The organism is Embleya australiensis, from assembly GCF_051903075.1.
In the GTDB taxonomy this organism is placed as follows: domain Bacteria; phylum Actinomycetota; class Actinomycetes; order Streptomycetales; family Streptomycetaceae; genus Embleya.
In genome coordinates, this window is record NZ_CP182422.1 from 633,409 (window position 1) to 657,636 (window position 24,228).

At 72.4% G+C, this 24,228-nt stretch carries 22 protein-coding genes; 7 read left to right on the forward strand and 15 right to left on the reverse strand.

Annotated elements, in window-relative coordinates:
• Positions 1–4: 4 nt before the first annotated feature.
• Complete coding sequence (locus ACMXN5_RS02685; RefSeq protein WP_439673816.1) at positions 5–784, reverse strand: ABC transporter ATP-binding protein; 780 nt, start codon at positions 782–784, stop codon at positions 5–7.
• Positions 785–843: 59 nt separating this feature from the next.
• Positions 844–1,470, reverse strand: coding sequence for a hypothetical protein (locus ACMXN5_RS02690; protein ID WP_439673817.1), 627 nt, complete (start codon positions 1,468–1,470; stop codon positions 844–846).
• Between the two features lie 316 nt (positions 1,471–1,786).
• Between ACMXN5_RS02690 and ACMXN5_RS02695 the strand changes: the two genes are divergently transcribed.
• Positions 1,787–3,172, forward strand: coding sequence for a sensor histidine kinase (locus tag ACMXN5_RS02695; RefSeq protein ID WP_439673818.1), 1,386 nt, complete (start codon positions 1,787–1,789; stop codon positions 3,170–3,172).
• Positions 3,169–3,843: a response regulator gene (locus ACMXN5_RS02700; protein WP_439673819.1), complete on the forward strand. Its 675-nt coding sequence runs from the start codon at positions 3,169–3,171 to the stop codon at positions 3,841–3,843. Before ACMXN5_RS02695 ends, ACMXN5_RS02700 begins: the two co-directional genes overlap by 4 nt.
• 561 nt (positions 3,844–4,404) lie before the next feature.
• On the opposite strand, the gene ACMXN5_RS02705 is transcribed toward ACMXN5_RS02700, so the two are convergent.
• The 3 genes from ACMXN5_RS02705 to ACMXN5_RS02715 all read right to left on the reverse strand — a co-directional run bounded on the left by ACMXN5_RS02705 (position 4,405) and on the right by ACMXN5_RS02715 (position 9,477).
• Positions 4,405–6,951: an ABC transporter permease gene (locus ACMXN5_RS02705; protein ID WP_439673820.1), complete on the reverse strand. Its 2,547-nt coding sequence runs from the start codon at positions 6,949–6,951 to the stop codon at positions 4,405–4,407.
• 2 nt (positions 6,952–6,953) lie between these two features.
• Positions 6,954–7,841 carry an ABC transporter ATP-binding protein gene (locus tag ACMXN5_RS02710; protein ID WP_439673821.1) on the reverse strand — a complete coding sequence of 296 codons (888 nt, stop codon included), beginning with the start codon at positions 7,839–7,841 and terminating at the stop codon, positions 6,954–6,956.
• A gap of 154 nt (positions 7,842–7,995) precedes the next feature.
• Positions 7,996–9,477, reverse strand: a complete 1,482-nt coding sequence (locus tag ACMXN5_RS02715; RefSeq protein WP_439673822.1) for an MFS transporter — start codon at positions 9,475–9,477, stop codon at positions 7,996–7,998.
• A 257-nt stretch (positions 9,478–9,734) separates the two neighbouring features.
• Here ACMXN5_RS02715 and ACMXN5_RS02720 point away from each other — a divergent pair, with 257 nt between their 5' ends.
• Together ACMXN5_RS02720 and ACMXN5_RS02725 are read left to right on the forward strand one after the other, a co-directional pair.
• Entirely contained in the window at positions 9,735–10,229 is a 495-nt protein-coding gene (locus ACMXN5_RS02720; protein WP_439673823.1) for a hypothetical protein, read from the forward strand.
• A gap of 168 nt (positions 10,230–10,397) precedes the next feature.
• Positions 10,398–11,453, forward strand: coding sequence for an aminotransferase class V-fold PLP-dependent enzyme (locus ACMXN5_RS02725; protein ID WP_439673824.1), 1,056 nt, complete (start codon positions 10,398–10,400; stop codon positions 11,451–11,453).
• 51 nt (positions 11,454–11,504) lie between these two features.
• Here the strand turns inward: ACMXN5_RS02725 and ACMXN5_RS02730 are convergent, their stop codons facing one another.
• Positions 11,505–12,437, reverse strand: a complete 933-nt coding sequence (locus ACMXN5_RS02730) for a TIGR03620 family F420-dependent LLM class oxidoreductase (protein WP_439673825.1) — start codon at positions 12,435–12,437, stop codon at positions 11,505–11,507.
• Between the two features lie 326 nt (positions 12,438–12,763).
• Here ACMXN5_RS02730 and ACMXN5_RS02735 point away from each other — a divergent pair, with 326 nt between their 5' ends.
• Positions 12,764–13,642, forward strand: coding sequence for an AIM24 family protein (locus ACMXN5_RS02735; RefSeq protein WP_439673826.1), 879 nt, complete (start codon positions 12,764–12,766; stop codon positions 13,640–13,642).
• Between the two features lie 22 nt (positions 13,643–13,664).
• Here ACMXN5_RS02735 and ACMXN5_RS02740 read toward each other — a convergent pair whose 3' ends face one another.
• The 4 genes from ACMXN5_RS02740 to ACMXN5_RS02755 all read right to left on the reverse strand — a co-directional run bounded on the left by ACMXN5_RS02740 (position 13,665) and on the right by ACMXN5_RS02755 (position 16,354).
• Complete coding sequence (locus ACMXN5_RS02740; RefSeq protein ID WP_439673827.1) at positions 13,665–14,525, reverse strand: thioesterase family protein; 861 nt, start codon at positions 14,523–14,525, stop codon at positions 13,665–13,667.
• 81 nt (positions 14,526–14,606) lie between these two features.
• The gene (locus tag ACMXN5_RS02745; RefSeq protein ID WP_439673828.1) at positions 14,607–15,038 is read right to left on the reverse strand and encodes a proteasome activator; all 432 of its coding nucleotides are present in this window, start codon (positions 15,036–15,038) and stop codon (positions 14,607–14,609) included.
• Positions 15,039–15,081: 43 nt separating this feature from the next.
• On the reverse strand, positions 15,082–15,423 hold the full coding sequence (locus ACMXN5_RS02750; RefSeq protein WP_439673829.1) for a hypothetical protein: 342 nt from the start codon (positions 15,421–15,423) through the stop codon (positions 15,082–15,084).
• A 262-nt stretch (positions 15,424–15,685) separates the two neighbouring features.
• The gene (locus ACMXN5_RS02755; RefSeq protein ID WP_439673830.1) at positions 15,686–16,354 is read right to left on the reverse strand and encodes a class I SAM-dependent methyltransferase; all 669 of its coding nucleotides are present in this window, start codon (positions 16,352–16,354) and stop codon (positions 15,686–15,688) included.
• Positions 16,355–16,689: 335 nt separating this feature from the next.
• Between ACMXN5_RS02755 and ACMXN5_RS02760 the strand changes: the two genes are divergently transcribed.
• Positions 16,690–17,118 (forward strand): PadR family transcriptional regulator, encoded by a 429-nt coding sequence (locus tag ACMXN5_RS02760; protein WP_439673831.1) that lies wholly within the window; start codon positions 16,690–16,692, stop codon positions 17,116–17,118.
• A 171-nt stretch (positions 17,119–17,289) separates the two neighbouring features.
• Here ACMXN5_RS02760 and ACMXN5_RS02765 read toward each other — a convergent pair whose 3' ends face one another.
• The 3 genes from ACMXN5_RS02765 to ACMXN5_RS02775 form a co-directional block, all read right to left on the reverse strand.
• Positions 17,290–18,639 (reverse strand): SDR family NAD(P)-dependent oxidoreductase, encoded by a 1,350-nt coding sequence (locus ACMXN5_RS02765; RefSeq protein ID WP_439673832.1) that lies wholly within the window; start codon positions 18,637–18,639, stop codon positions 17,290–17,292.
• 278 nt (positions 18,640–18,917) lie between these two features.
• The gene (locus tag ACMXN5_RS02770) at positions 18,918–19,919 is read right to left on the reverse strand and encodes a ketopantoate reductase family protein (protein WP_439673833.1); all 1,002 of its coding nucleotides are present in this window, start codon (positions 19,917–19,919) and stop codon (positions 18,918–18,920) included.
• A 103-nt stretch (positions 19,920–20,022) separates the two neighbouring features.
• Entirely contained in the window at positions 20,023–20,547 is a 525-nt protein-coding gene (locus ACMXN5_RS02775; RefSeq protein ID WP_380000876.1) for a GNAT family N-acetyltransferase, read from the reverse strand.
• 341 nt (positions 20,548–20,888) lie between these two features.
• On the opposite strand from ACMXN5_RS02775, the gene ACMXN5_RS02780 reads away from it, so the two are divergent.
• Positions 20,889–22,103: a pyridoxal phosphate-dependent aminotransferase gene (locus ACMXN5_RS02780; RefSeq protein ID WP_380000878.1), complete on the forward strand. Its 1,215-nt coding sequence runs from the start codon at positions 20,889–20,891 to the stop codon at positions 22,101–22,103.
• 123 nt (positions 22,104–22,226) lie between these two features.
• Here the strand turns inward: ACMXN5_RS02780 and ACMXN5_RS02785 are convergent, their stop codons facing one another.
• Both ACMXN5_RS02785 and ACMXN5_RS02790 read right to left on the reverse strand, forming a co-directional pair.
• Positions 22,227–23,144, reverse strand: a complete 918-nt coding sequence (locus tag ACMXN5_RS02785) for an LLM class F420-dependent oxidoreductase (RefSeq protein ID WP_439673834.1) — start codon at positions 23,142–23,144, stop codon at positions 22,227–22,229.
• A 102-nt stretch (positions 23,145–23,246) separates the two neighbouring features.
• Positions 23,247–24,197 carry a glutamate ABC transporter substrate-binding protein gene (locus tag ACMXN5_RS02790; protein WP_439673835.1) on the reverse strand — a complete coding sequence of 317 codons (951 nt, stop codon included), beginning with the start codon at positions 24,195–24,197 and terminating at the stop codon, positions 23,247–23,249.
• Between the last annotated feature and the right edge of the window lie 31 nt (positions 24,198–24,228).

The following is a 24,228-nucleotide window of genomic DNA, read 5'->3' on the forward strand; positions in this document are numbered from 1 at the left end:
GACGTCACTCCCCTCGGATGCCGACACCGGCGGCGACTCGATCGAACGCCTTCATCCGGTCCAGCACCCGGTCCGGCGTCGGCGCCTCCATGTGGTCCGCTATGCGACCGTCGGCCAGGAACACCACGGCGTCCGCATAACCCGCCGCGACCGGATCGTGGGTGACCATCAGCACGGTCTGCCCGAGTTCGTCCACGGCGTTGCGCAGCAGCGCCAGCACCTCGGCGCCGGCCCGCGAGTCGAGGTTGCCGGTCGGCTCGTCCGCCATCACGATCTCCGGCCGGCCGACCAGCGCCCGGGCCACCGCGACGCGCTGCTGCTGGCCACCCGACAGCTCGCCGGGCCGGTGCTGCAACCGCTGCTCCAATCCGACCGCGGCCACCACCCGATCCAGCCAGGCCGGGTCGGACCCGCGCCCGGCGAGCGACGCGGGGAGCACGATGTTCTCCAGCGCGGTCATGGTCGGCAGCAGGTTGAACGCCTGGAAGACGAAGCCGATCCGGTCCCGGCGCAGCCGGGTGAGCTGTCGGTCGCTCAACGAGCCGAGTTCGGTGTCGCCCAGGTAGACCGCGCCGTCGGTGACGGCGTCGAGGCCGGCCAGGCAGTGCAGCAGCGTGGACTTCCCGGATCCCGAGGGACCCATCACGGCGGTGAATCTGCCGCGGGGGAAGCCGATGGTGACGTCGTCCAGGGCACGCACGGTGGTGTCCCCCTCGCCGTGTACGCGGGACACGCGCACGGCGCGGGCCGCGTCGGGGACGGTGGGGTCGATGTTCGTGGTCATGACGATCCTCGCGAGGAGTTGCGGGTGGACGGGAAGGAACGGGTGGCGCACGGCGCGGATCAACCGGCGCCCACGCGCCGGCGGGTGGGGACGGAGGCGGAGGCCGGGCCGGATCGGTCCGCGGCGGCGGTCGCGTCCTCGGCATCGCCGGGGCGTCGACGCGGGGCGGACCGGCCGCGGGATCGATCGCCGGACGGCTTGAAGACGGACAACGCCGTGGCGACGATCAGCGCGACCACCTGGAAGACCACCAGGACGATGTGCCAGGTCTGCAGCGGCGGCAGCGCGTCCGAGTTTCCGTCGGGGGCGCTGTGCGCGATCATCCGGTGCGCGAACTGGCTGATCACGCCCGCTCCGGCCACGATCACCGCGATGAGCAGCACGATCTTGACCTTGATCCACAGGTATCGCCACAGGCCCCACGGCGTGTTCAGGCACAACAGCACGCCGGTGACCAGCGCGAGCACGGCGAACGGTATGCCGCCGGTGAAGACGAAGACGCGCATGAGCCGATAGGCGCTGTGTTGCAGGGCGCGGTCGTCGGTCGTACGGCCCACGACCGCGATCGCCAGCATCACCCACTCGATGCCCAGGAGCCCGACGGCGAAGACGACGTGCGCGGAGTTGACGCCTCGACGGACGGACTTCGAGTAGCGCCTGGTCCCGGTGGTCGGGGACGCGTTCACGGTGTGCCTCCTGGCATGCTGACGGTTGGGGACGCGCAGTCGGGCGGGTAGGCCCGGGCAGTGTCGGCGAGGGTGGGATCCGGTGGGATTCGCGGCCTCGTCGACGGGTTCGACTCTGCCGTTTCGCGGGTCGGCCGGCGTCCGGCCGGGGGATGCACCGGGCCTGCTGCGCCGGCAGGTCGAAGGGCGGGTCGACCGGTGCTTTCCTGCTCCCTGGGAAGCAGTCGACGGGGCGCGATCTGCTCCCTCGGGAGCATCCGACAAGCCCACGCCCAGCCGACGCGCGACGGCCCCGGCTCCCCCTACCGTTGATCACATGACGAGCCCCTCGAACCTCTCGCCCCGGCACCCGGGCTCCCGCCCCGGGCCGCCGTGGCTGCGCGCCTCCGGTCCCGGAGCGCGCTGGCTCGCACACGCCCTGCGCCCGATCCCCCACGCGGTGCGCGACGTCGCGCTCGCGCTGCTGGTTTGTGCGGTCCAGGTGGTCGCGATGGTGTTCGCGGCCCGACACCAGTCGGACGCTCCCCGGGGCCTGGACGTGTGGGGCGTGCTGTTGGTCGCGCTCGGTCCGCTGGCGCTGATCGTGCGCCGGCGGTATCCGGCTGCGGTACTCCTGGTGGCGGTCGGCGCGGGGCTGCTCTACACGATGCTCGACTATCCGCGCGGCCCGCTCTTCCTCGCGATGATCATCGCGCTGTGGAGCGCCTTCGCCGCCGGGCTGCGCCTGTTGGCGTATGTGGTGCTCGCGGTGGGCTACACGAGCTTCGTGTGGATCTCCCCGCTGGTGACCGCCGAGTCGATACCCGCCGCGGGCGTCGCGCTGGGTATCGCCGCGTGGATGCTGGTGCTCGCGGGCATCGGCGAGGTGGTACGACTGCGCCGCGCCTACCTCGCCGCCGAGGAACAGCGGGCCCGGGTGCAGTCGCTCGGGTTGGCCGAGGCCGAGCGCCGCCGGGCGGGTGACGAACGGCTGCGGATCGCCCGTGAGTTGCACGACGTGCTGGCCCACCACATCTCGCTGATGAACGTGCAGGCGTCGGTGGGCCTGGAGTTGATGGACTCGTCCCCGGAGCAGGCACGCGAGGCGCTGACCGCGGTCAAGTACGCCAGCCGCGAGGCGCTGGGCGAACTGCGCTCGGTGTTGGAGATCCTCAAGGGCGACGCGGTGGACCGGTCCGGCCCCGACGGCGCCCCGCGCGCGCCCACCGCGGGGCTGGACCTGCTCGACGAGCTGGTCGCGCGCACCTCGGCGGGCGGCCTGACCGTGCGGGTCGAGCGCACCGGCACCACCCGGCCGTTGATCGCGGCGGTGGATCTCGCCGCGTACCGGATCGTCCAGGAGGCGCTGACCAACACGTTGCGGCACGCCGCGGCGAGCGAGGCGGTGGTGCGGGTCGGCTATGGGAAGTCCGGTCTGGATCTGACCATCCGGGACAACGGCCGAGGCGCCGCCGGGGCACCGCGGCCGGCCGACGACGACGCGCTGACCTCCGGCGGCAACGGTCTGCACGGCATGCGCCAGCGGGCCGCCGCGCTCGGCGGGCGCTGCGTGGCCGGGCCGGTGCCGGGGCGCGGCTTCCACGTGCAGGCACACCTCCCCTACGGTGAGCGCGCCGACGGGCATGATGGCGACGCAGACCCGCCGGTCGAGTCGGCGGCGACCGCCGGCGGTCCGGCGCAGCCCAACAAGGGGGACGCATGATCAGGCTGGTGCTGGCCGACGACCAGGCGCTGGTGCGCGCGGGTTTTCGGGCCCTGCTGTCGGCACAGCCCGACATGGAGGTCGTCGGCGAGGCGGGTGAGGGCGGCGAGGCGCTGCGGCTCACCCGCGAACTGCGCCCCGACGTGGTGCTGATGGACATCCGCATGCCGGGCATGGACGGCTTGGAGGCGGCCCGGCTGATCGCGGCGGATCCGGCGCTCACCGCCGTGCGGGTGGTCATCCTGACCACGTTCGACCTCGACGAGTACGTCTTCGAGGCGCTGCGCAACGGCGCGAGCGGCTTCCTGGTCAAGGACACCGAACCGGCCGAACTCCTGCGCGGGGTCCGGGTGGTCTCGGCGGGCGACGCGCTGCTGTCGCCGAACGTGACCCGCCGACTGATCGAGGAATACGCGGCCGGCGCGCTGCGTCCGACCGCCGCGCCGGTGGCCGAACTCGCCCTGCTGACCGATCGCGAGCGGGAGATCGTCGCCCTGGTCGGCCGCGGCCTGTCCAACGACGAGATCGCCGAACACCTGGTCCTCAGCCCCCTCACCGCCAAAACCCACGTAAGCCGCGCAATGACCAAACTGTCCGTCCGCGACAGAGCCCAACTCGTAGTCTTCGCCTACGAAACCGCCCTGGTAACCCCAGGCCACACCACCCCCTGAACCCCGCCCAGCTCTCCCACGCCCGGCAACCGGACCAACAGCCAAGCCAAGCGGACGGCCGCAGGCCCGCAACCCGGTGCAGGCGGGTGGGGCGAGCCGGTGGGCGGACGGCCGAATGAGCGGGCGACGCCCTGGAACAGGCAAGCCGGCGAGCGGGTGAGCCGGTGGGCAGGCAGGCCCACGAGCAGGCGGGCGGGCCGGCGAACGGGTGGGCGGGCAGACGAGCGCGCAGGCAAGCCGGCAGGCGGGCGAGCCGATGGGCAGGTAGGCGGCCGAGCGATCGGGCTGTCACGCAGGCGGGCGAGTCGGCAGGTGGACGGGCCGGCCAATGGGCGAGCAGGCGAGTAAGCGCGCCGGCGGTGGGTGGTCGCGCGAGCCGATGGGTCGATGAGTGGGCCGGTGGGTGGCTTGCGGACGGGTGGGGCGTGGGTCGCACGTCAGCGGGTGGGTGGGGTGTTCGGTGGTGGGCGAAGTGGCTCTGTTGGCCTGTGTTCGGTGGGTACGCCCGAAAGGACGAGGTGGGGCTGTCGGCCGCCGCCTCGCCCTTCGGGCCTTGGTGGGTTATTCCTTTGCGCCCACCGCGTCGATGGGGGTGGCTCGTAGGAGTCTGCGGGTCACCGGGGCTACGGTCAGGGGGGCCAGGAGTAGGGCTGCCGCGCTGATGGCCAGGCACAGGGGGAGCGGGATGTAGGGGGTCGTGGTGTCGAACGCGCCCTTGTTGAACGGCACCAGGCTGGCCATCGCCACCGACAGGCCCAGGCCCAGGCCGATCACCCCGACCAGGATCGCCTCACGCCGGATCACCGCACGGACCTGGCCGTGGGTGCTGCCGATCATCCGCATCAGGCCCAGTTCCCGGCTGCGGGCCGCCGTGGTGACCACCATCGTGTTGATCGCCGCGATCGTCGCGAACCCCGCGAGGATGACCAGCATGATGTAGTTCAGCCACTTGTTCACCTCGCGGTCCTTGTCCACCCGGGCCGCGTAGCCCGCCCGGTCGTCGACCGACGTCCCCGGGTGTTCCCGGGTCAGCCCGGTCAGCGCGGCGTCCGCGGCCCGTACGTCGGCGCCGGGGGCGAACCGCACCAGGAGCCGCGCGTCCCACGGCGTCTCCACGTGCCGCTCCACCGCCGCACGCGGCAGGGTCGCCGCCGCGGTGCCCAGGCCCCGGTCGTAGATCGCCACCACGACCGGCGTGATCGGCGTACCGTCGCCCAGCCACAACGACACCGGCTTGCCCACCTTGCCGTGCAGCGCCGACGCCAACTGCCGGTCCAACGCGATGGCCCCGCCCTCGGGTTGCGGCGCACCGGCCCGCAGCGCGTCGGTGCTGCCCTCGCGCACCCCGAGGTCCAGGGTGGTCGCCAGATCCCGCGTGGTGCCGCCGACGGCCTGGGCGCTCTCCTTCTGGAGGCCGCCGTCGCGCACGACCACCACGGAGGTGTTCAGCACCGACGTCACCGACGCGACGCCGGGCGCGGCGGCCACCCGCTGGGTGGTCTGCGGCACGAAGCCCGGCCCGGCCACGACCCGATCGGCGGTGACCGCGTCCCGGGACTGCGCGCTCGCGTGGTGGTCCTCGGCCGCGAACATGAAGGTCAGCGTGGCCGCGAAGGCGACGGCCAGGGCGATCGGGGTGATCGCCGACGCCAGGCGCCGCGAGTTGGCCCGGGCATTGTCGAACGCGAGTTGCCCCATGGCGCCGAACCGGCTCCCGAACCAGCCGATCACCGAGACCAGTACGTGCGCCAGGATCGGCCCGAGCAGCCCGATCGCGACCATGAACAGCATGATCACGCCACCGGACGCGGCGACCGCGTCCTCACCGGTCGCGCGCAGCGCGATCCGGGTCACCGCGATCGCGCCGGCGAGCGTGCCGAGTCCGAGCAGCAGCCGGAACCAGCCGACGAACACCCGCTCGGAGGCCGCGTCGCCCAGCGCCTCGGTCGGCTTGATCTTCGCGCTGCGTCGGGCCGCGAGCAGTCCCGCGCCGAGCGCGGTCAGGGCGCCCGCCCCGATCGCCACCACCATCGGGATCCAGCTCACCGACACGGTGACGCCGTGCGCGATCAGGCCCCGGCTGTCCATCGCGCCGAACCACCAGCGGGCCAGGAGCGCGCCGGGCAGCACCCCCACCACGCCCGCCGCGAGGGCCACCAGGCCCGTCTCGGTGGCGATCATCCGCCGGATCTGCCACGGCGTGGCCCCGACCGCGCGCAGCAGCGCGATATCGCGCCGGCGCTGCCCCACGGACAGCGCGGTGGCCCCGGCGACCACGAAGACCGCCACCAGGAGCACGATGCCGCCGAGGGTGCCGCCGATCGAGGTCAGCATCTCCTGGGTGTCGCCGAACTCGATGTACTCGGCCGCGCCGCGGCCGTCCCCCGTGGACACCTTGGCGTCGGTGCCGGCCACCGCGGCGCGGACGTCGCGGGCCACCGCGCCCGGGTCCGCGCCGGCGGCCGTCAGTACGCCGATCGCGGTGACCGAGCCGGGATGCCCGGCCAGCCGCTGCGCGTCCGCGTCGGACACGTACAGGTGCGCGCCCCGACCCGGCACCACCGCGCTCACCCGCAGCGCGACCTCACCGCCGGGCGTGGTCAGCGACACGGTGTCGCCGACCTTGGCGGCACCACCGGACGCACCGGCCGCCGCGCTCGTCAGCACGACCTCCCCGGCGCCCGGCGCGGTGCCCTCGCGGGTACCCGCCAGCGTCGCCGAGGACCAGCCGTGCCCGTCCACCACGGCGCGCCCCGTCTGTGCCGGGAAGGTCACGTCGGGAATCACCCCGCGCACCCCCGGCACGGCGGCGATCCGACCGGCGAGCCCGGCGTCGATCCGGGTGCGCTCGGGCAGCGGCGCGGACTCGGTGTACTTGCCCTCACCCTTGCCCAGTTGTTTGCTCACCTTGGCGGGCCCGGTGACCAGGACCGGCGTGTCGGCGTAGCGCTCGGGCGTGGAGTGCGCGCGGATCCCGCTCTCCAGGAGCACGCCGCACATGCTGACCAGCATCGCGGCGAACACCAGCGCCACGAAGGAGCCCGCGAAGGACGCGGGCCGAAAGCGCACGGAGGTGCGCGCGAGACCGTTGGGTCGTAGCAGCGACATGATCAGGCCGCCTGTCGCTGCCGCGTGTTGCCCTGGGACAGGTCGACCATCCGGGCCGCGATCGCCTCGGGGGTCGGCCGGTACAGCTCCCCGGCGAGGTTGCCCTCGGCCAGGAAGACGACCCGGTCCGCGTAGGAGGCGGCGACCGGGTCGTGGGTGACCATCACGACGGTGGCACCGGTGTCGTCCACGGCCCGGCGCAGCAGCGCCAACACCTCGGCGGCGGTGGTGGTGTCGAGCGCGCCGGTCGGCTCGTCGGCGAACAGCACGTCGGGCCGGGTGACCAGCGCCCGGGCGATCGCCACCCGCTGCTGCTGGCCGCCGGACAGCTGCGCGGGCCGCCGCCGGGTGTGCCGGTCCAGGCCGACCATCGCCAACACCTCGGCGGCCCGGCCGCGTTCCGGCCGCTGTCCCGCGAGGCGCAGCGGGAGCAGTACGTTCTTCTCCACGGTCAGCGACGGCAGCAGGTTGAACGCCTGGAACACGAAGCCGAGCCGGGTCCGGCGCAGCCGGGTGAGCTGGTTCTCCTTCATCGCGGTCAGGTCGTCGGTGCCGAGCAGGACCCGTCCGGTGTCCGGCCGGTCCAGGCCGGCGGCGCAGTGCAGGAACGTGCTCTTCCCGGAGCCGGAGGGGCCCATGACCGCGGTGAAGGTGCCTCGGGGAATGACCAGATCGATGCCACGCAGCGCGTGCACGGCCGAACTGCCGCGCCCATAGGCCTTGGCCACCGCCTCCAGCCGCACCGCGCTGTCCGCCGGCCCGGGCGACCCCTCCGACACCGGCGACCCCACCGGCAAGGGCGACCCCATCGACACGGGCGACCCGTGCTGCGGGGGGTACTCGGCATCCCGCTTCGCCTGCCGAGTCCCACGACCGCCTCGCCCGAACATGCTGCCTCCCGTGTCCTGTACCGCTGCCCGGTACCGCTGTCGAAACCAACGGTTCGAAGCTACGGATCGCGAGGGGTCGGGCACGATGGGGCGACCACGCGAATCGGGGGTGGTGTCAGCACCACCCCCGAGGTTCGGCACGAGGACGCGTCGGTCAGGCGACGGGACGGGCGCCCGGCTTGGCCCGGCTGGGCACCACGAAGGTGACGCCGAGCGCGACGATCGCGGCGCCGGCCGCGCAGACGAAGGTCAGCACGAAGCCGCGTTCGGCGGGCAGCCCGCCCGGACCGGGGTTGGCGGTGAGCAGCGTGGTGGAGATCGCGCTGGCGCAGGACATGCCGACGGTGCGGGCGATGGTGTTGATGCCGGTGGCGATGCCGGTCTGCTCGACCGGCACGGCGCCGACGATCAGGTTGGCCATCGCCGACATGGCGAGCCCGATGCCGATGCCGAACACGAACATCGCCACCAGGATGTGCCATCCGCTGGTGTGCAGCGTCGCCAGGAAGACGAACCCGGCGGCCATCAGCACACATCCGGCCACCATCGCGAGCTTGGACCCGAAGCGCTTGTCGATCACGCCCGCCATCGGCCCGATCAGCAACATCGCGAACGCCTGCGGCAGCACGTACAGCCCGGACACGGTCACGGTCGTGCCGAAGCCGTATCCGGTGCTCTCCGGCATCTGCAGGAAGCGCGGTACGAGGAGCATCCCCGCCATCATCGAGAAGCCGACGAGCAGTCCGCCGAGGTTGGTCGCCCACACCCCGCGCAGCCGCATCACCCGCATGTCCACGAGCGGTTCCGCGGCGCGCGACTCGGCGAACACCCACAGCCCGAGGAAGACGAATCCGGCCACGAACAGCCCGATCGTGTTCACCGAACCCCAGCCCCACGACTCGCCCTTGCTCAGCGCGAGCATCACGCCGACCAGACCGAGCGACATCAGCGCGCCGCCGAGCCAGTGGATTCTCGCCTTGACCCGGATCGGCGATTCGGGAATCAGGAACCACGACGCGACCGCGGTGACCAGGCAGGTGACCATCGGGATCCAGAACAGCCAGTGGTAGGACAGGTGGTCCATGATCGGCCCGGTCACCACGATGCCTATGCCGCCGCCGATGCCCATGATCGCCGACATCAGCCCGATCGCACCGGCCCGGCGCTCCGGCGGGAACTCGTCGCGCACGATGCCGAAGGACAGCGGGAAGACCGCGCCGCCGAAGCCCTGGATCACCCGACCGATGATCATCAGCCCGACGGAGTCGGCGAGCGCGCAGACCAGCGAGCCGACCGCGAGCATCCCGATGGTGAACACGAACAGGCGCTTCTTGCCGTACATGTCGCCGAGCCGCCCGAGGATGGGCGTGGTCACCGAGGCGCACAGCAGATAGCCGGTCATCAGCCACGAGGTCGCGTCCGCGCTCGCCCCGATCTCGGTCTGGATCTGCGGAAGGGCCGGCGCCAGCATCGACTGGAGCAGCGAGTAGGTGAGCGCGCCCATGATCAGGACGAGCAGGACGAATCCGGTCCGGCTCATCCCCCCTCGGTCGGTGCCGGGGGCATCGGTGGCGGTCGGGGTTTTGGGGACGGCGGGCGGGACAGTGGCGGCCGGCGCCTGCTGCGCGCTCTTCAAGGCTGGTTCCTTACATGTACGGGGCACCGGCTGGATCACACGGCGGCCCGCGGCGGGGGTTTTTGGTTGGGTGTATCAACCGACTTTATGCGCCCGATCCGACATGAGGGCACCGGGAAAAGAGACCCGGGGGTAAATTCCCCGTAAGTATTTGCCGCCCTAAGCGCCGAAATCGGCCAAATAGTGGGCAAAACTCGGCGCCGCATCGTATGCCAAGATCGATCTGACGCATCGTCACCTTCTGGGAGGGCAACCCCGTGACGGATCGAGAACCGGAACTGCGCATCACCCACATCTCCGAGACCCCGTGGCACGAGGTCAAGGCCCAGTCGCACGGCGGACGGCGCACGTCGGTCTGGGAGAAATTCCTGGAGTGGTCCCCCGAGCGCCTGGTCATCTACGCCCGCTACGACGCCGGTGTCGTGGTCGAACGCCACGGCCACATGTCCGAGCACTACGTCTTCGTCCTGGCGGGCGAGGTCCTGATCGGCGACCGCCCCTGCCCCACGGGCACCCACATCACCCTCGAACAGGGAGCCGCGTTCGGCCCGTTGATCGCCGGCCCGGAGGGCGCGACGTTGTACGAGATCATGTGCGGCGACCCGAGGGCGGTCCCCGCCGACCGCGAGGGCTTCGAACGCCTGTGCGCCGAACGCGACATCACTCCCCTGCCCAATCCCCCGGTCCCGTGGCCCGACTGGCTCGCCGCCCGGACGGACGGCAACCCGGCGACGGAGCGCGCGGCGACGTAGGCGGACCACCCGGCCCACCCGGACCGCCCCCGAGAGGCCACACGGCGGGCCACCTCGCCGGGTGGCCCGCCCACACACCGTCGGGTCACGCGAGCCGGGCAAAAGTCAGGCCACTCGGCTCTCATTGGCCCTGTCCCAGCGATCCGCTCGCCGCCTAGCCTCGAACACATGGACTCGAACCCGGACCAGAATCCGATCCGCGGGCACGCACGGTGGAGTGCGGAGCCCGGTTGGCTCAACACCGCGAGTCACGGTCTACCGCCGGACGTCGCATACGAAGCGATGACCCTGGCCCAGGAGTCATGGCGCCTGGGCCGCACCGACATGGACGAGTTCCACGCGGCCGGCGAGCGCGCCCGGGCGACCTTCGGACGCCTCGTGGGCGCGCCGGCCGAGACGATCATGGCGAGCGGCACCACCTCGGCCCTGCTCGCCCCGTTCGCCGCCGGGCTGCCAGTCGGCGGGCGACTGGTGGTGCCCGAGGTGGAGTTCACCTCCAACCTCTTCCCCTGGCTGGTCCAGGAGGCGCGGGGCGTCGAGGTGGTCACCGTGCCGGTGTCCAAGCTGGTCGAGTCGATCGACGAGCGCACCACGGCGGTCGCGTTCAGCCTGGTCCAGTCCGCCGACGGAGCGATCGCCCCCGAGGCGGACATCGTCGCGGCGGCCCGCGCGTACGGCGCGCGCGTCTACGTGGACGGCACCCAGGCGTGCGGCTGGCTCCCAATGGACGCGACCCGCTACGACCTGTTCGTGGTCAGCGCGTACAAGTGGCTGATGACCCCGCGCGGCGCGGCGTACGGCTACGTGGACCCGGGCCTGACCGAGCGCACCCTCGCGCACGCCGCCAACTGGTACGCGGGCGCGCCCGACGGGGACTCCTACTACGGCCCGCCGCTGCGCCTGGCCACCGGCGCCCGCCGCTTCGACACCTCGCCTGCCTGGTTCTGCCAGGTGGGCGCCGCGCCCGCACTCGAGGTGGTCGAGCGGATCGGCGTCGAGCACATCCGGGCCCACGACGTCGCCCTGGCCAACCGGTTCCTGACCGGTCTGGGCCTGCCCGCCGGGGACAGTGCGATCGTCGCCGTCGAGCAGTCCGACGCCCAGGCCCGGCTGACCGCCGCCGGCATCCGGTTCTCCGCCCGCGCGGGCCGCACCCGGCTGGCGTTCCATGTGTACAACACCGAGGCCGAGGTGGACGACGCGATTCGCGCGCTCACCACGTGACCGGCGGGTGGGCCGGGACCGCAGGCGGTGCCCCGGCCCATCCGCCCGCCCTCAGATCAGCGCCGCCGCCAACCGCCGCCAGTCCGCGGTCGGGGCCTCCCCCAGGGTGTCGCCGAGCACCTGAAGGCACACGTGGTCGGCGCCGGCCGCGACGTGGGCCAGGACACCTTCCTCGACGGCGGATTCCGCCCCGGACAGGATCAGGCGGTCGATCAGCCGCGCGCTGCCGCCGGCCTCGAAGTCGGCCTCGGTCAGGCCCAGGCGCAGCAGGTTGCGACGGTAGTTCGGCAGGGCCAGGTACATGCCCAGGTGGGTGCGGGCGCGGCGCAGCACGGTTTCCCGATCGTCGGAGAGCACCACCGCCTGTTCCACCGCGAGCAGGCGGTCCGGGCCCAGCGCGGCGCGCGCCTCGGCGGTGTGCTCGGGGGTGACCAGGTACGTATGCGCGCCCTCGGCCCGCTCGCGCGCGAGGTCGAGCATGCGCGGTCCGAGCGCGGCCAGCACCCGCGCCGGACGCGGGGTGTCGGCGCCGGCGGCCAGATACAGGGCGGAGTCCATCGCGTCCAGGTACTCGCGCAGGTGTGCCAGCGGCTTCTCGTACCGGCGCCCGCCCGGCCGCAGGCCCTCGACCAGGCCGTCGTGGCTGATCCCGAGCCCGGTCAGGAACCGCCCCGGGTACGCGTCGTCGACGGTCCGCGCCGCCGCGTTGGCCGCCATCGCGTCCCGCGCCCAGACGTTCGCGATCCCCGTCGCGGCGGCGATCCGGGGCGCGGCGCCGAGCACGAGCAGCGCCTGCGTGAACGCCTCGCGGCCCACCGCCTCGCCCCACCACAGCGTGCCGTAGCCGAGTTCGTCGAGTTCGGCCACCGTCTCGCGCAGTCGCGACACCGGCATGTGGTCGAGCGCGGCGGTCCACAGGCCGATCCGCCCCAGCTCCGGAACGGGTCGATGCGCGGCCGCTGCGCCGGGCGATGGCGTGGTCATGGGAACCCCCGAGAGGTCGTGGAACGAAAGGCGGCACCAGCACGACGCGGCCTGCGCCGCGAGGCCCCGACGCGGCGCCGTGACACGACACGACGTCGCGCCACCGCACTGTACCGGCGCACTGTAACGCTGTAACAGAGACCCTGTCCCACCCCCGTCACCCGACATGGACAGCCCTTGGTTTCCGCCGGAACCGTCGACGGGGAATCATGAGTCCTGTGCTGTGACCGGGCGTTCACCGGTTCGGCCGCCCGCCCGCGCCGTCGACCCACCACGCCCGCCACATCCACCACGCCAACGCCGTTGCCGGATCCGTCGGAGACCTCGTGCAGAGTCCGCTGTTCAACCACACGGTGAGCCAGTCCGCAGAGCGCTACAGCCTGCAGAGTGCGCACATGCTCCGGGTCTTGCTGGCCCCGGAGGTCGGCACGGAGGTGCTGGCCCGCAAGGGCGCGATGGTGGCCTACCAGGGCAACGTGCAGTTCGAGGGCGCCTTCCAGACCGCCGCCGAACTGCGCACCGGCGCGCTCACCGGCGACATGCTCGACCTGATGCGCTGCCACGGACACGGCACGGTCTACCTCGCCAACCAGGCACAGAGCATCCACATCCTGAACCTGAACAACGAGGCGTTGATCGTCGAGGACGAGAACGTGCTGGCCCTGGACGGCACGCTCAACTGGAGCGTGATCCAGATCGACGCCGCCTACAACGTCGGGGGCATGGGCGCGTATTCGATGCAGATCGGCGGCACCGGCAAGATCGTGATCACCACCTCCGGCGCACCGCTCGTGCTGCGCGCCTCGCACGATCGCGAGGTGTTCGCGGACGCCGACGCGGTGATCGCGTGGACCGCCGGCCTCCGGACCAGCCTTCAGGCGCAGACCACGTCCCAGCGCATCTGGCGGCGCCGTCGGCAGACCGGCGAGGGCTGGACGATGGCCTTCATGGGCGAGGGCTACGTGGTGGTGCAGCCCAGCGAGATCCTGCCCGCGAACCTGACCGCGACGGACGGCAACCGCTACTTCGGCATGGGACGGGACGGCTTCCAGAACAACAACTGGGCCGGCCCCGGCGGCCCGCACGGCACCGCGCCCCCGCCGCCGCAACAGCCGGGCCCGTACGGCCCCCCGCCCGGCCAGTACGGTCCGCCCGGCCCGCAGGGTCCCTACGGCCCACCGGGACCGTACGGCCCGCCGCGCTGACCGAGGGGGCATCCGGACAGGGCTACGCCTCCCGCTGCCGCGGCGCCCGGGCCAACTGCCTGGACTGGGCGACCAGTCGCCCCGCCGCGTCCCACACCTCGCCGTCCTCCTCCAGGAAGCCGCCCGCCAGGTTGCGCGTGCGCAACGACACCCGCAACCACCCCGGCACCGGCCTGGCCCGCACATGCACGGTCAACTCCACCGTGGGCACCCAGCCCCGCAGGCCCAGGTCGAACGCGGTCGGCGCGAGCGAGTCGACCGCGAGCAGCAGCGCGAGCGGATCCGGGTCGCGCCCGTCGGCCAGGCGCCACCAGGCCCGGATCTCGCCGCGCCCGGAGGGCTCGCCGGCCGCCCAGCGCACCGTCGCGGGATCGAGCAACTGCTCGCTGCGGTGCATGAAGGCGTTGCGCCGGAACGCGGCCGGGAGGGCGCCGCCCGCCGCGCTCTCCGCCAATGAGGGAAACTCCGGCGGCCGGGCGCTGGTGCGCACCTCGGGATCCAGCGCGCCCAGGTCGCCGTAGGTGCCGGTCACGTGCACCCGGGTCTCGCCGTCCTGGACGATCCGCGCGGTGCCGGTGGCCAGCGTGCGTCCCGCGCGCAGCACCTCGGTGTGCACCTGTGCCGGTCCGGGGCGCGAGGCGGTCAGGTAGTGGGCGGTGATCGTGAACGGATCCGGTTGCGGCAGGCTCGTGCCGAGCGCGCGGGCGGCGAGCGCGAGCAGGTAGCCGCCGTTGACGCCCATGCCGAACGCCCAGTCCGCGGAGAGCGTGGTGTCGAGGACGCCCGGGGCGTCCGGGCGGGCCACACACGTGGTATCCCGGTCGAGTTCGTAGCGCGTCCCGTCCGGGGTCGGCGCGGTCTCGGCGGCTGCCTGCTCGGTCATGGTGGCCACTCCACGGTGCTCGGCTGACGGATCGTCAGCGCTCGGCTGACCCACCATCAGCTTGACACAGTCAGGCAACCGTCACAGATACGAGCCGTCGTCACCGTCCTCCGAAGCCGGCCGCAGCGGGCCGATCTCGCCGCCTCCGGGCCCCATCGTCAGGGTCAGCCGGATGCCGCCCCACAACCCCTCCAGCCAGCCGACCAACTGCGCGTGCACGATCCGCAGTTCGGCCATGCTCGGGGCGTCCGGGCCGGCGAACGGCGCGGCGAGGCGTTCCAGTTCCGCGTACAGGTCGGGCGCGAGCGAACGGCGCAGTTCGGGCAACGAGCGCTCGTAGACCGCCCGGACCCGGCCGCGCCCGGGTTCGTCCAGCGGCGCGTCGCGCAGTTCCTCCATGAGTCGGCGAACCATCTCGGCGATGCGCATCACCCGATCGGGTGCGGGCACCAGTTCGCCCAGCGGACGTCGGTCCTCGTCATCGGGCGCGGCGGCGGGCATCGGGTCGGCCATGCGCCGCCCCTACCCCGAGCGGGTCGGGGGAAACGGCTCGGCCTCAGCCCCGCAGCCGCGACGTGGGCGGATGCGGCGGTGCCACCGGCCCGGGCACACATCCCCGCACCGGCTCGCCGGACTCGCCCGGCTCCGGGTGCGCCCGCGCCGCCTCGTCCTCGACGGAAGCCTCCGCCGGCCGACCATCCACCGCCGGCCCCGCGGCCGAACCCGGATCCGGCCCCGCCCGTTCCACCGCGGGCGGCGACGGCGAGGGTGATCCGAACTCCCGGGCGTCCACCGCCCGTTCCGCCCGCGCGCGGGTCTTGGCGGCGCGCAGTACCACGATCACGCACGCGAGGAACGCGAGGTATGCGGCCGACCCCACCGCCAACCAGGTCCACACAGCCCTCTCCCCACGTCAGCCGCTCACCAAGAGCGATCAACCGAAATCTACCCGTAAGCGAGGGTCGCCCAACGCGTCTCGTGCGCCCGCCTCGTGCGGATTCCGTGGAGAACCTGCGAAGGCCCGCCGCGCGGATCGACCACGACGAACCCATGCCCCCGAAGGACGCCCGACGCCCGAGCGAAGTTCCCCTCACCACAGCGGACCCGATTCCCCGCCCGCCGCAGCGCACTGCCCCGAATCCCCCGTCCCAATCCAATCCCTATGGCGACGAGGACGGTTCGGGCTTGTGGGCCAGAAGGGTGGCGATCGTCTTGGTCGTTCCTTCGTCCGGCTCTTGCAGCAGTCGAGAGGTGACGACGAGTCCGGCCTGCTCCAGGAGCGCGACGATGCGATCCGGCGGTTGCAGGTGGGACTCGTAGGACACCGGATGGCCGCCGTATGCCCGCGTCGGTCGCAGACGCACACCGTCTCCCACGTAGCCGGCCACCATCACGGAGCCGCCGGGCGCGAGTGTGCGATGGAATTCGGCGAACACGACGGGCAACAGCTCCGGCGGCGTGTGGTGCGTGGAGTAGTAGGCCAGGATGCCGCCGAGTGCGTCGTCCCGGATCGCGAGCGCGGTCATCGAGCCCACGCCGAAGCGCAGGCCCGGGTGGGCCCGCCGGGCCAGGTCGATCATCTTCGGGGACAGGTCGATGCCGAATACGGGCACCCCCAGGTCCGCCAGATGCGCCGTGACCTTGCCGGGCCCGCAGCCCAGGTCCGCGACCGGCCCGCGGTCGGCCGCGCGCACGATCTCGGCGAACGCGGTGAGCATCGCGCGGGACAGCGGATCCAGCTCCGCCGGGGTCTTGACGCGTTCCGCGTAGTCGGCGGCGACGGTGTCGTACGACTCCCGGACGGCGGCGAGGTAGGGGGGCTCGGTCACGCCGGCGACTTTACGAGACCGGGCGACCGCCCATGGTTCATGCTTGCGCAACGAGCGGTACCGATATATCGTTGAGCCATCGCGAAAGATCGCGATACGTTCACAAGATCGCGGAGGACCATCGGATCATCCGCGTCGAATCAAGGAGAAAACTCATGCACCGCAACAAAGGACGCTCCCGTTGGGGCGACGAAGAGCACAACCGCCCGGCCTTCGGATCGTGGGGCCCGCCGTCCCAGGGCCCGTGGGGGCGCGGGCACGGTCACGGTGGGCGTGGCGGACCGGAGGGGCGCGGGCGAGGCCGTGGGCGCGGCGGTCGTGCCCGCCGCGGCGACGTGCGGGCCTCGATCCTGGCCCTGCTCACCGAACGGCCGATGCACGGCTACGAAATGATCCAGGAGATCGGCGAACGCACCGGCGGCGTGTGGAAGCCCAGCCCCGGCTCGGTCTACCCGACCCTGCAGCTCCTCGAGGACGAGGGCGTGATCGAGGGCGTCGAGGGCAGCGGCCGCAAGCTGTTCACGCTGACCGACGCCGGCCGCGAGGAGGCCGCCGCCCTGCCCGAGGACTCCAAGCCGTGGGACGAGGCCAGCCAGGGCGTCGACTTCGAGGCCGTCCACGACATGCGCTCGGCCATGCACGGCATCGGCGACGCACTGCGCCAGGTGATGTCCAACGGCACCGAGGCCCAGCGGGCCAAGGCGCTCGAAGTGGTCACCGACACCCGCAAGCGGCTCTACCTGATCCTGGCCGAAGCCGACTGATGTCGGCCGCCCGAACCACCGGGCGCCGCCCCCCGGCGCCCGGCCCCCGATCGCCGATCCCGGCGATCCCCCGCAGCGCGCCGCAGCGGTCACGACCGACCGCCGCGGCGCGCTGCGGGCTTGCTCGGTGAACGATCACCGGAGCGACCCGACTCACCCGGGCGACCCGACTCACCAGGGCGCGACCCGATAATCCTTGAGGAAGCAGCCGAACGGCGCCTCCCCCCGCTCCCCGCGCACGATCGGGTCGTACACCCGGGCCGCGCCGTCCACGATGTCCAGGGGCGTGCGGAACCCGGCCGCGGCGACCCGCTCCTTGTCCGGGGCCGGCTTCTCGTCGGTGATCCACCCCGTGTCGACGCTCGTCATGTACACGCCCTGCGCGGCCAGTTCCTCGGCGCTGGTGCGGGTGAGCATGTTCAGCGCGGCCTTGGCCATGTTGGTGTGCGGGTGCCCGGGCGACTTGTACGCGCGCCCGAACTGGCCCTCCACCGCCGACACGTTGACGATGTAGCGCCGCTCGGCCGGAGCCGAGCGCAGCAGCGGCAGCAGGCGGCTCACCAGCACGAACGGGGCGGTCACATTGACGAGTTGCACCTCAAGGAGTTCCACCGGATCCACCTCGTCCACCTGCTTGGACCAGGAGTTGGCCGGGGCGCGGTCCGGGATCAGCCCGGCCGGGTCCACCGGAACGGGATCCGACCCCGGCTCGTACCCGGGCACGAGCGCCCCCGGCGCCGCGCCGAGCTCGAACCGGGGAACGAACGCGCCCGCGCCCAACGCCGCCCGCTCCGCCGCGAGCAGCGGCCCGTACGCCGACGCGGGTCGACGGATCGTCTGCGCGGCGTTGTTGACCAGGATGTCCAGGGGGCGCCCCTCGGCCACCAGGCGATCGCACCACGCGACGAGCCCGCCCAGATCGCGCAGGTCGATCGCGTGCACCCGCAGCCGGTGCGCCCAGCGGTCGTGGTCGGGCGCGGCGGCGAATCGTCGGCGCGTGTCGTGCGGGAACCGGGAGGTGACGATCACCTCCGCGCCGTCGCGCAGCAGTTTGAGCACCAGTTCGTGGCCGACCTTCACCCGCCCGCCGGTGACCAGCGCCAGCCGGCCGCTCAGGTCGGTGCGCGCGTGTCGGCGCTCCCGGTTCTCCGCCGCGCACGACGGGCACAGCCGGTGGTAGAAGCCGTCGACGCGTCGATAGGGCTGCTTGCAGACGTAGCAGCGCAGACCCATCTCGACCACGCCGACGCAGGTGGGCAGCCCGGTGTCGTCCAGGGCGACGTCCTCGACCCGGTCGGCGGCGCCGAGCACGGTCCGCTCGGTCACCTCGGTCCGCTCCCGGGTGCGCAGTTCGCGCTGCTCGGCGCGGCGACGATGGCGGCCCGAACGGTTGAAGGACGCCAGGGCCCGCTCGATCGCGCGCCGCTCCGGGGCATCCGGCGCGAGGTCGGACAGCGCGCCGAGCACGGCGAGGCAATCCTCGAGGGACGGGGTGGTGGGCAGTGTGTCCGCGTCGGTCATCGTGGGGTCCCCCGAGGGCATTGCGGCGGCTCCGGCGACCGGCCCTATGGCTCGGAGCCGGCCGCCAGGGGGACGGCGCGCGAATGTGTCGGCTGCTCTCCCATGGGCTCACTCCTTCGCGCACGCGTCGTGGGCACGGCGCCGCCCGAGTCACCGGTCGGCACGTCGGCACACCGCCGACGGACCGTCAGGCTAGCGATCCCACGCGCCGGGGGTCACCGGCTTTTCCCTGATGGACACGCCCGGGTCGGCCCCACGCGGCACACCGGCGCGGTCGCTCAGTCCGTCTCTCGATGCCCCGGGCCCGGCCCCCGCCCGTCCACCACCGCTCGCAGCAGTTCCAGTTCGGACACCGAGCCGGGCTCGCCCCCCGACACGACCAGGCGATTGGCCGCCCGCTGGAGTTCGGCGTTGACCGGCGTCGGCACCCCGTGCAGTCGGCCGAGGCGCACGATCTCGCCGTTGAGATAGTCGGTCTCGATGCCGCCGGTGCGGCGGTACAGGCTCTGCCAGGACGAGCCGCCGGGCCGCCGCTCGCCGCCCACCGGGCGGACCTGGACGAGCGGGCTGACCGGGGCGAACTCGGCGTGGATCTCGGCCGAGAAGAGCACCGTGCGGGCCTCGTCCATGGCCAGCCGGTCCAGATTCCCGCCGCGCGCGTTCGGGCCGCACAGCGCCTCGACCGCGTTGCCCAGGTTGGTGACGAGCTTGCCGTACTTGTACGCGGTGATGTCCGCGTACACCTCGGAGCCGTATCCGGCGCCGGACAGGACACGTGACACCTGGGCCGCGAAGGCGTCCCGACCGTGCGGATACCGGCCGATGTCCAGCACCCCGGTCACCGGCGCGGAGTAGGCGTGCACCACGCCCGGTTCCAGATAGGCGGTCGGGCAGGCGACCAGCACGCCGTACACGTTGGCGAACATGCGCAGCGCGGTGTCCTCGTTGGCCACCCCGTTCTGGGCGCACAGGATCGGCAGCTCCGGTTCGGCGTGTCGGGCCAACTCGCGCAGCGTGCCGGCGGTGTCCTGCGACTTGACGCACAACACGACCGCGTCCACCTCGGACCAGATCGGCCGCGCCGCGAGGGCCGCGATCGTGGTCACCGCGTCGAGGCGGACCACGTCCTCGCCGTCGGGCGTGCGGACCCGCAGGCCGTGGGCGCGAATCGTGTCGACGTGCGCCCGCCGACCGACCAGGTGCACGTCGTGCCCCGCCCGGGCGAGGCGGGCGCCGAGGACGCTGCCGATCGCTCCGGCCCCCAGAACCACAAATCGCATGGCCGATCCCTCCCCGACGCGAGGACCCATCCAAACACGTCGAGGCCGCGCCGTGGGGCCGCCGGGGCCGCCGGTTTTCCGGTCTCCCGGGGCCGGCCTCGGCTCAGGTCGACGCCCAGGCCGGCACGTACCCGCCGCCGCGCTGCCCGGCCCCGCTCCCGCCGGCCTGTACCGCCGCCGCGCGCCGGGCCGCCGGCACGTGCTGGATCGAGGTGTGCGCCTCGCCCTCCACCACCGTGCGCCCGCCGCGCGGCTCGAACCCGCGCCGGGTGAACCAGTCGGCGCTGCGCGCGTACACGTCGGCGATCACCGGTCGCGGACCGGCCAGGACCAGGGCGTGTCGAACCAATACCGTCGCGTGCCCCTGGCGCCGGTGGGACAGGAGCGTACAGACGCGGCCCATCCGCAACAGGCCGTCCCCCTCCTCGGTCAGTCGCAGCGTGGACACCACCACGCCGTCCGCTTCCGCCCACAGGTGCGCGGTCCCGGGCTCGATGTCGCGGCCGTCGGGATCGAGCCAGGGCTGCCGGCGTGCGACCACGAAGACCCGGCTGCGCAGCGTCAGCAGCCGGTACAGACTCGCGGCGTCGATTTCGCCCGCTGTTCCGTAGAAGTACGACACGTCCATGTGCGGCAGGGTGACACCACGAGGGCGCCGCGGAGTGATTTGGATCTGCCACGCGGGCAACGCTCGGATGAACACTTGGCGGCCGATCGACGGCGTCACGAGGGGGCACCGGACCGGTCGCGAAGGGGCGCCGGACCGATCACGAGGGGGTGCCGGACCGGTCACGAGCGGGCTCCGAGCCGCCCGCGTGGCAGATATCCCACTGCGTTCCGCACCGCCGGCGTGGAAGACTCGCAGGATCGCCCGCTCGCCGTGTGTTCGAGGTCGCGCGGGCGACCGCCCTGCGAGGAGGAGATATCCAGGTGAGCGTCGAAGAGTTGTCGCAGCCGCAGAATCGTCCGATGCCCGAGCTGCGCCAGTCGGGCAAGCTCGCGGACGTCTGTTACGACATCCGGGGCCCGGTGCTCGACGAGGCGAAACGCCTCGAGGACGAGGGGCACCGGATTCTCAAGCTGAACATCGGCAACCCCGCGCCGTTCGGTTTCGAGGCACCCGACGAGATCCTGCACGACATGATCCGCAGCCTGCCGGCCGCGCAGGGCTACTCGGACTCCAAGGGTGTGCTCTCCGCCCGCCGGGCCGTGGTCCAGCACTACCAGACGCGCGGCATCGAGGGTGTCGACGTCGACGACGTCTACTTGGGCAACGGCGTCTCCGAGCTGATCGTGATGGCACTCCAGGCGCTGTTGAACAACGGCGACGAGGTACTGGTGCCGATGCCGGACTACCCGCTGTGGACGGCGGCGGTGAGCCTGTCCGGCGGCACCCCGGTGCACTACCTGTGCGACGAGGGCGCCGACTGGTATCCCGACCTCGACGACATCGCGGCCAAGATCACCGACCGCACCCGGGCGATCGTGGTGATCAATCCGAACAACCCCACCGGCTCGGTCTACCCGAAGCCGATCCTCGAGGGCATCGTCGACCTGGCCCGACGGCACGGACTCCTCCTCCTCGCCGACGAGATCTACGACAAGATCCTCTACGACGACGCCGTGCACGTCCCGATCGCCTCGCTCGCGCCCGATCTGCTGTGCCTGACCTTCAACGGCCTGTCCAAGGCGTACCGGGTGGCCGGCTTCCGGTCCGGCTGGCTGATGCTGTCCGGCCCCAAGCGGCACGCGACCAGCTACATCGAGGGCCTGAACATCCTGGCCAACATGCGCCTGTGCGCGAACGTGCCCTCGCAGCACGCGATCGCCACCGCGCTCGGCGGCTACCAGAGCATCAACGACCTGATCCTGCCGGGCGGCCGGCTGCACGCCCAGCGCGACGCCGCGTACGAGGCGCTGACCTCGATCCCCGGCGTGACCTGCGTCAAGCCCAAGGGCGCGCTGTACGCGTTCCCCCGGATCGATCCGGACGTGTGCAAGATCGTCGACGACGAGAAGTTCGTCTTCGACCTGCTGCAGAGCCAGCGGATCCTGGTCGTGCAGGGCACCGGATTCAACTGGCACCAGCCGGACCACTTCCGCGTGGTGACCCTCCCCCAGGTCGACGACCTGACGGACGCGATCACCCGGATCGGCGAGTTCATCGGGTCCTACCGGCAGTGATCCGGCGCCGGCCGCCGGCCGGCCGAACCCGCGGGCCGGCGTCGTCGCGACGCCCGGCCCGCGTGTCGTGGGGTGCCCGGCCGCGCCCAGCCCCGACCCGGCCGGGGCGCCCGGCGCCCGCGATCAGCCGAGCAGCGGGCGCACCGTCAGCGCCTTCACCCTCGGCACCACCGACTCGCCGAGCGCCGCGGTCTGCTCCAGGTATTGCGCCCGTGTCGTGGCCGGCAGCGTCAGTGTCACCCCGGTGACCCCGGCCTCGGCCTGCTCGGTCAGGTCGGCCACGATCGCCTCGGGATCGAACCCGTCGCCGTCGAACATGCTCATCCCGCGCGGCATGAAGGTGATGTCGATCGGGTCGGTGCGGCCGACCGAGGCGGCGTATTCGCGGGCGTAGTCGAGCCGGGCGGCCAGGTCGGCCAGCGTCTCCAGGCCGGGGGTCTTCAGGTGCCGGGACGCGCCGGCCGGCGCGGGCATCGGCAGCCAGCCGTCGCCCAGGTCCACCACCCGGCGGATCGCCCGCTTGCTGTTGCCACCCACCCACACCGGGATGCGGTCCTGCGCGGGCCGCGGCCGCATCGTGTTCCCGCCGACGCTCTCCCCCGTCCAGGCCGCGCGCATCGCCCGCAGCGCGTCGTCCAGCACGTCGTTGCGATTCGCGTAGTCGGCGCCGAGCGCGGCGAACTCCGGCTCCAGGTAGCCCGCACCCACGCCCAGGATCAGCCGACCCCCGGAGAGCGCGTCCAGCGAGGAGATCATCTTCGCGGACAGGTACGGATTGCGGTACGCCGGTACGAACAGGTTGGTGTGCAGGCGCAGCCGGGTTGTGGCCGCCGCCGCGAAGGACAGCGTGACCATCGGGTCCAGCGTGTGATGGCCGCCGTGGGCGAGCCAGCGGTCGCCGGGGAACGGGTGGTCGGTGGTGAAGACCGCGTCGAACCCGGCGGACTCGGCCGCGCGGGACATCTCCATCACGGCCTCGGCGCCGATCAGATCGGCGCCGGCCTCGACCAGGTGTGTGGGCAGTCCGAGGGAAAGGAACATGGGCGGCAACGTAGCAGCGACCTGACGCATCGTCAGTAACCGCTGCCACAGCGGCCGTCCACCCCGATCACGACACCACGTTCGGCGCCTGCCCCGCCCCGGTCAGTCGCGATAGGTGGTCGCCGGCGGTTTGGCCGCGCCCAGCGACGGAGCGAGCCACGTGTCGTAGAGCCGCTGCCAGGTGCCATCGGTCTTCATGCGTTCCATCACCGCGTTGAGAAAACGCACAAAATCGTCCTGGCCCCTGGGTATCGCGATGCCTTTGACCTCCTCCACGGTTTTCGGTCCCGTCACCTCCAGCTTCGGATCCTGCTCACGCAGACTCTCCAGGAGCGAGGCGTTGGTGTAGGCCGCGGCGACCCGGCCCTCCTGGAGCGCGACCAGGCAGTCGGTCCGGTCGGACACCGCGTAGACCTTGGCCTTGGACTCGGCCACCCGGCGCTCCGGCGTGGTGTTCGAGGACACGCACACGTACTTCCCGGCCAGGTCGTCCAGGCTCTGCACCTTCGAGTGCTTCGGCACCAGGAAACGCAGCGCGTCCTCCAGGTAGACCGCGGAGAAGTCCACCTGCTGCCGGCGCTCGCACGTGATGGTCATCGCGTCCACCACCATGTCCACTTCGTTCTTGAGCAGGACGTCGATCCGTCGACCCGGCGGGATGGTCTCGAACTGGATGCGGTCGGCGTCGCCGAAGATCGCCTCGGCCACCTTCCGGGCCAGATCGATGTCGAAGCCCTCCAGTGTTCCGGTGTCCTCGTTGGGCGCGGCGAACATCCGGGTGTTCTGGTCGACGCCGACCACCAGCCGACCCCGATCCTGGATCGCGCGCATCGTCGAGCCGGCCGGCATCGCACCCGCCCGGGGCGGACCGGCGGGGGTCAGGCTCCGACTCGGGTCGCACGGCGGCGCCGGAACCGGGGCCGCGAGCTTGGGATCCGGCACTCCCACCTCGATCGGTGCATATCGGGCGGACGGCGTGGACGGCGCGCCGGAGTCGCCCCCGCCGCCGGATCCGCATCCGGACGCGAGGAGCACCGTCGCCAGGGCCGCCACGGGAAGTGACGCTGCATCAAGTCTTTTGGGC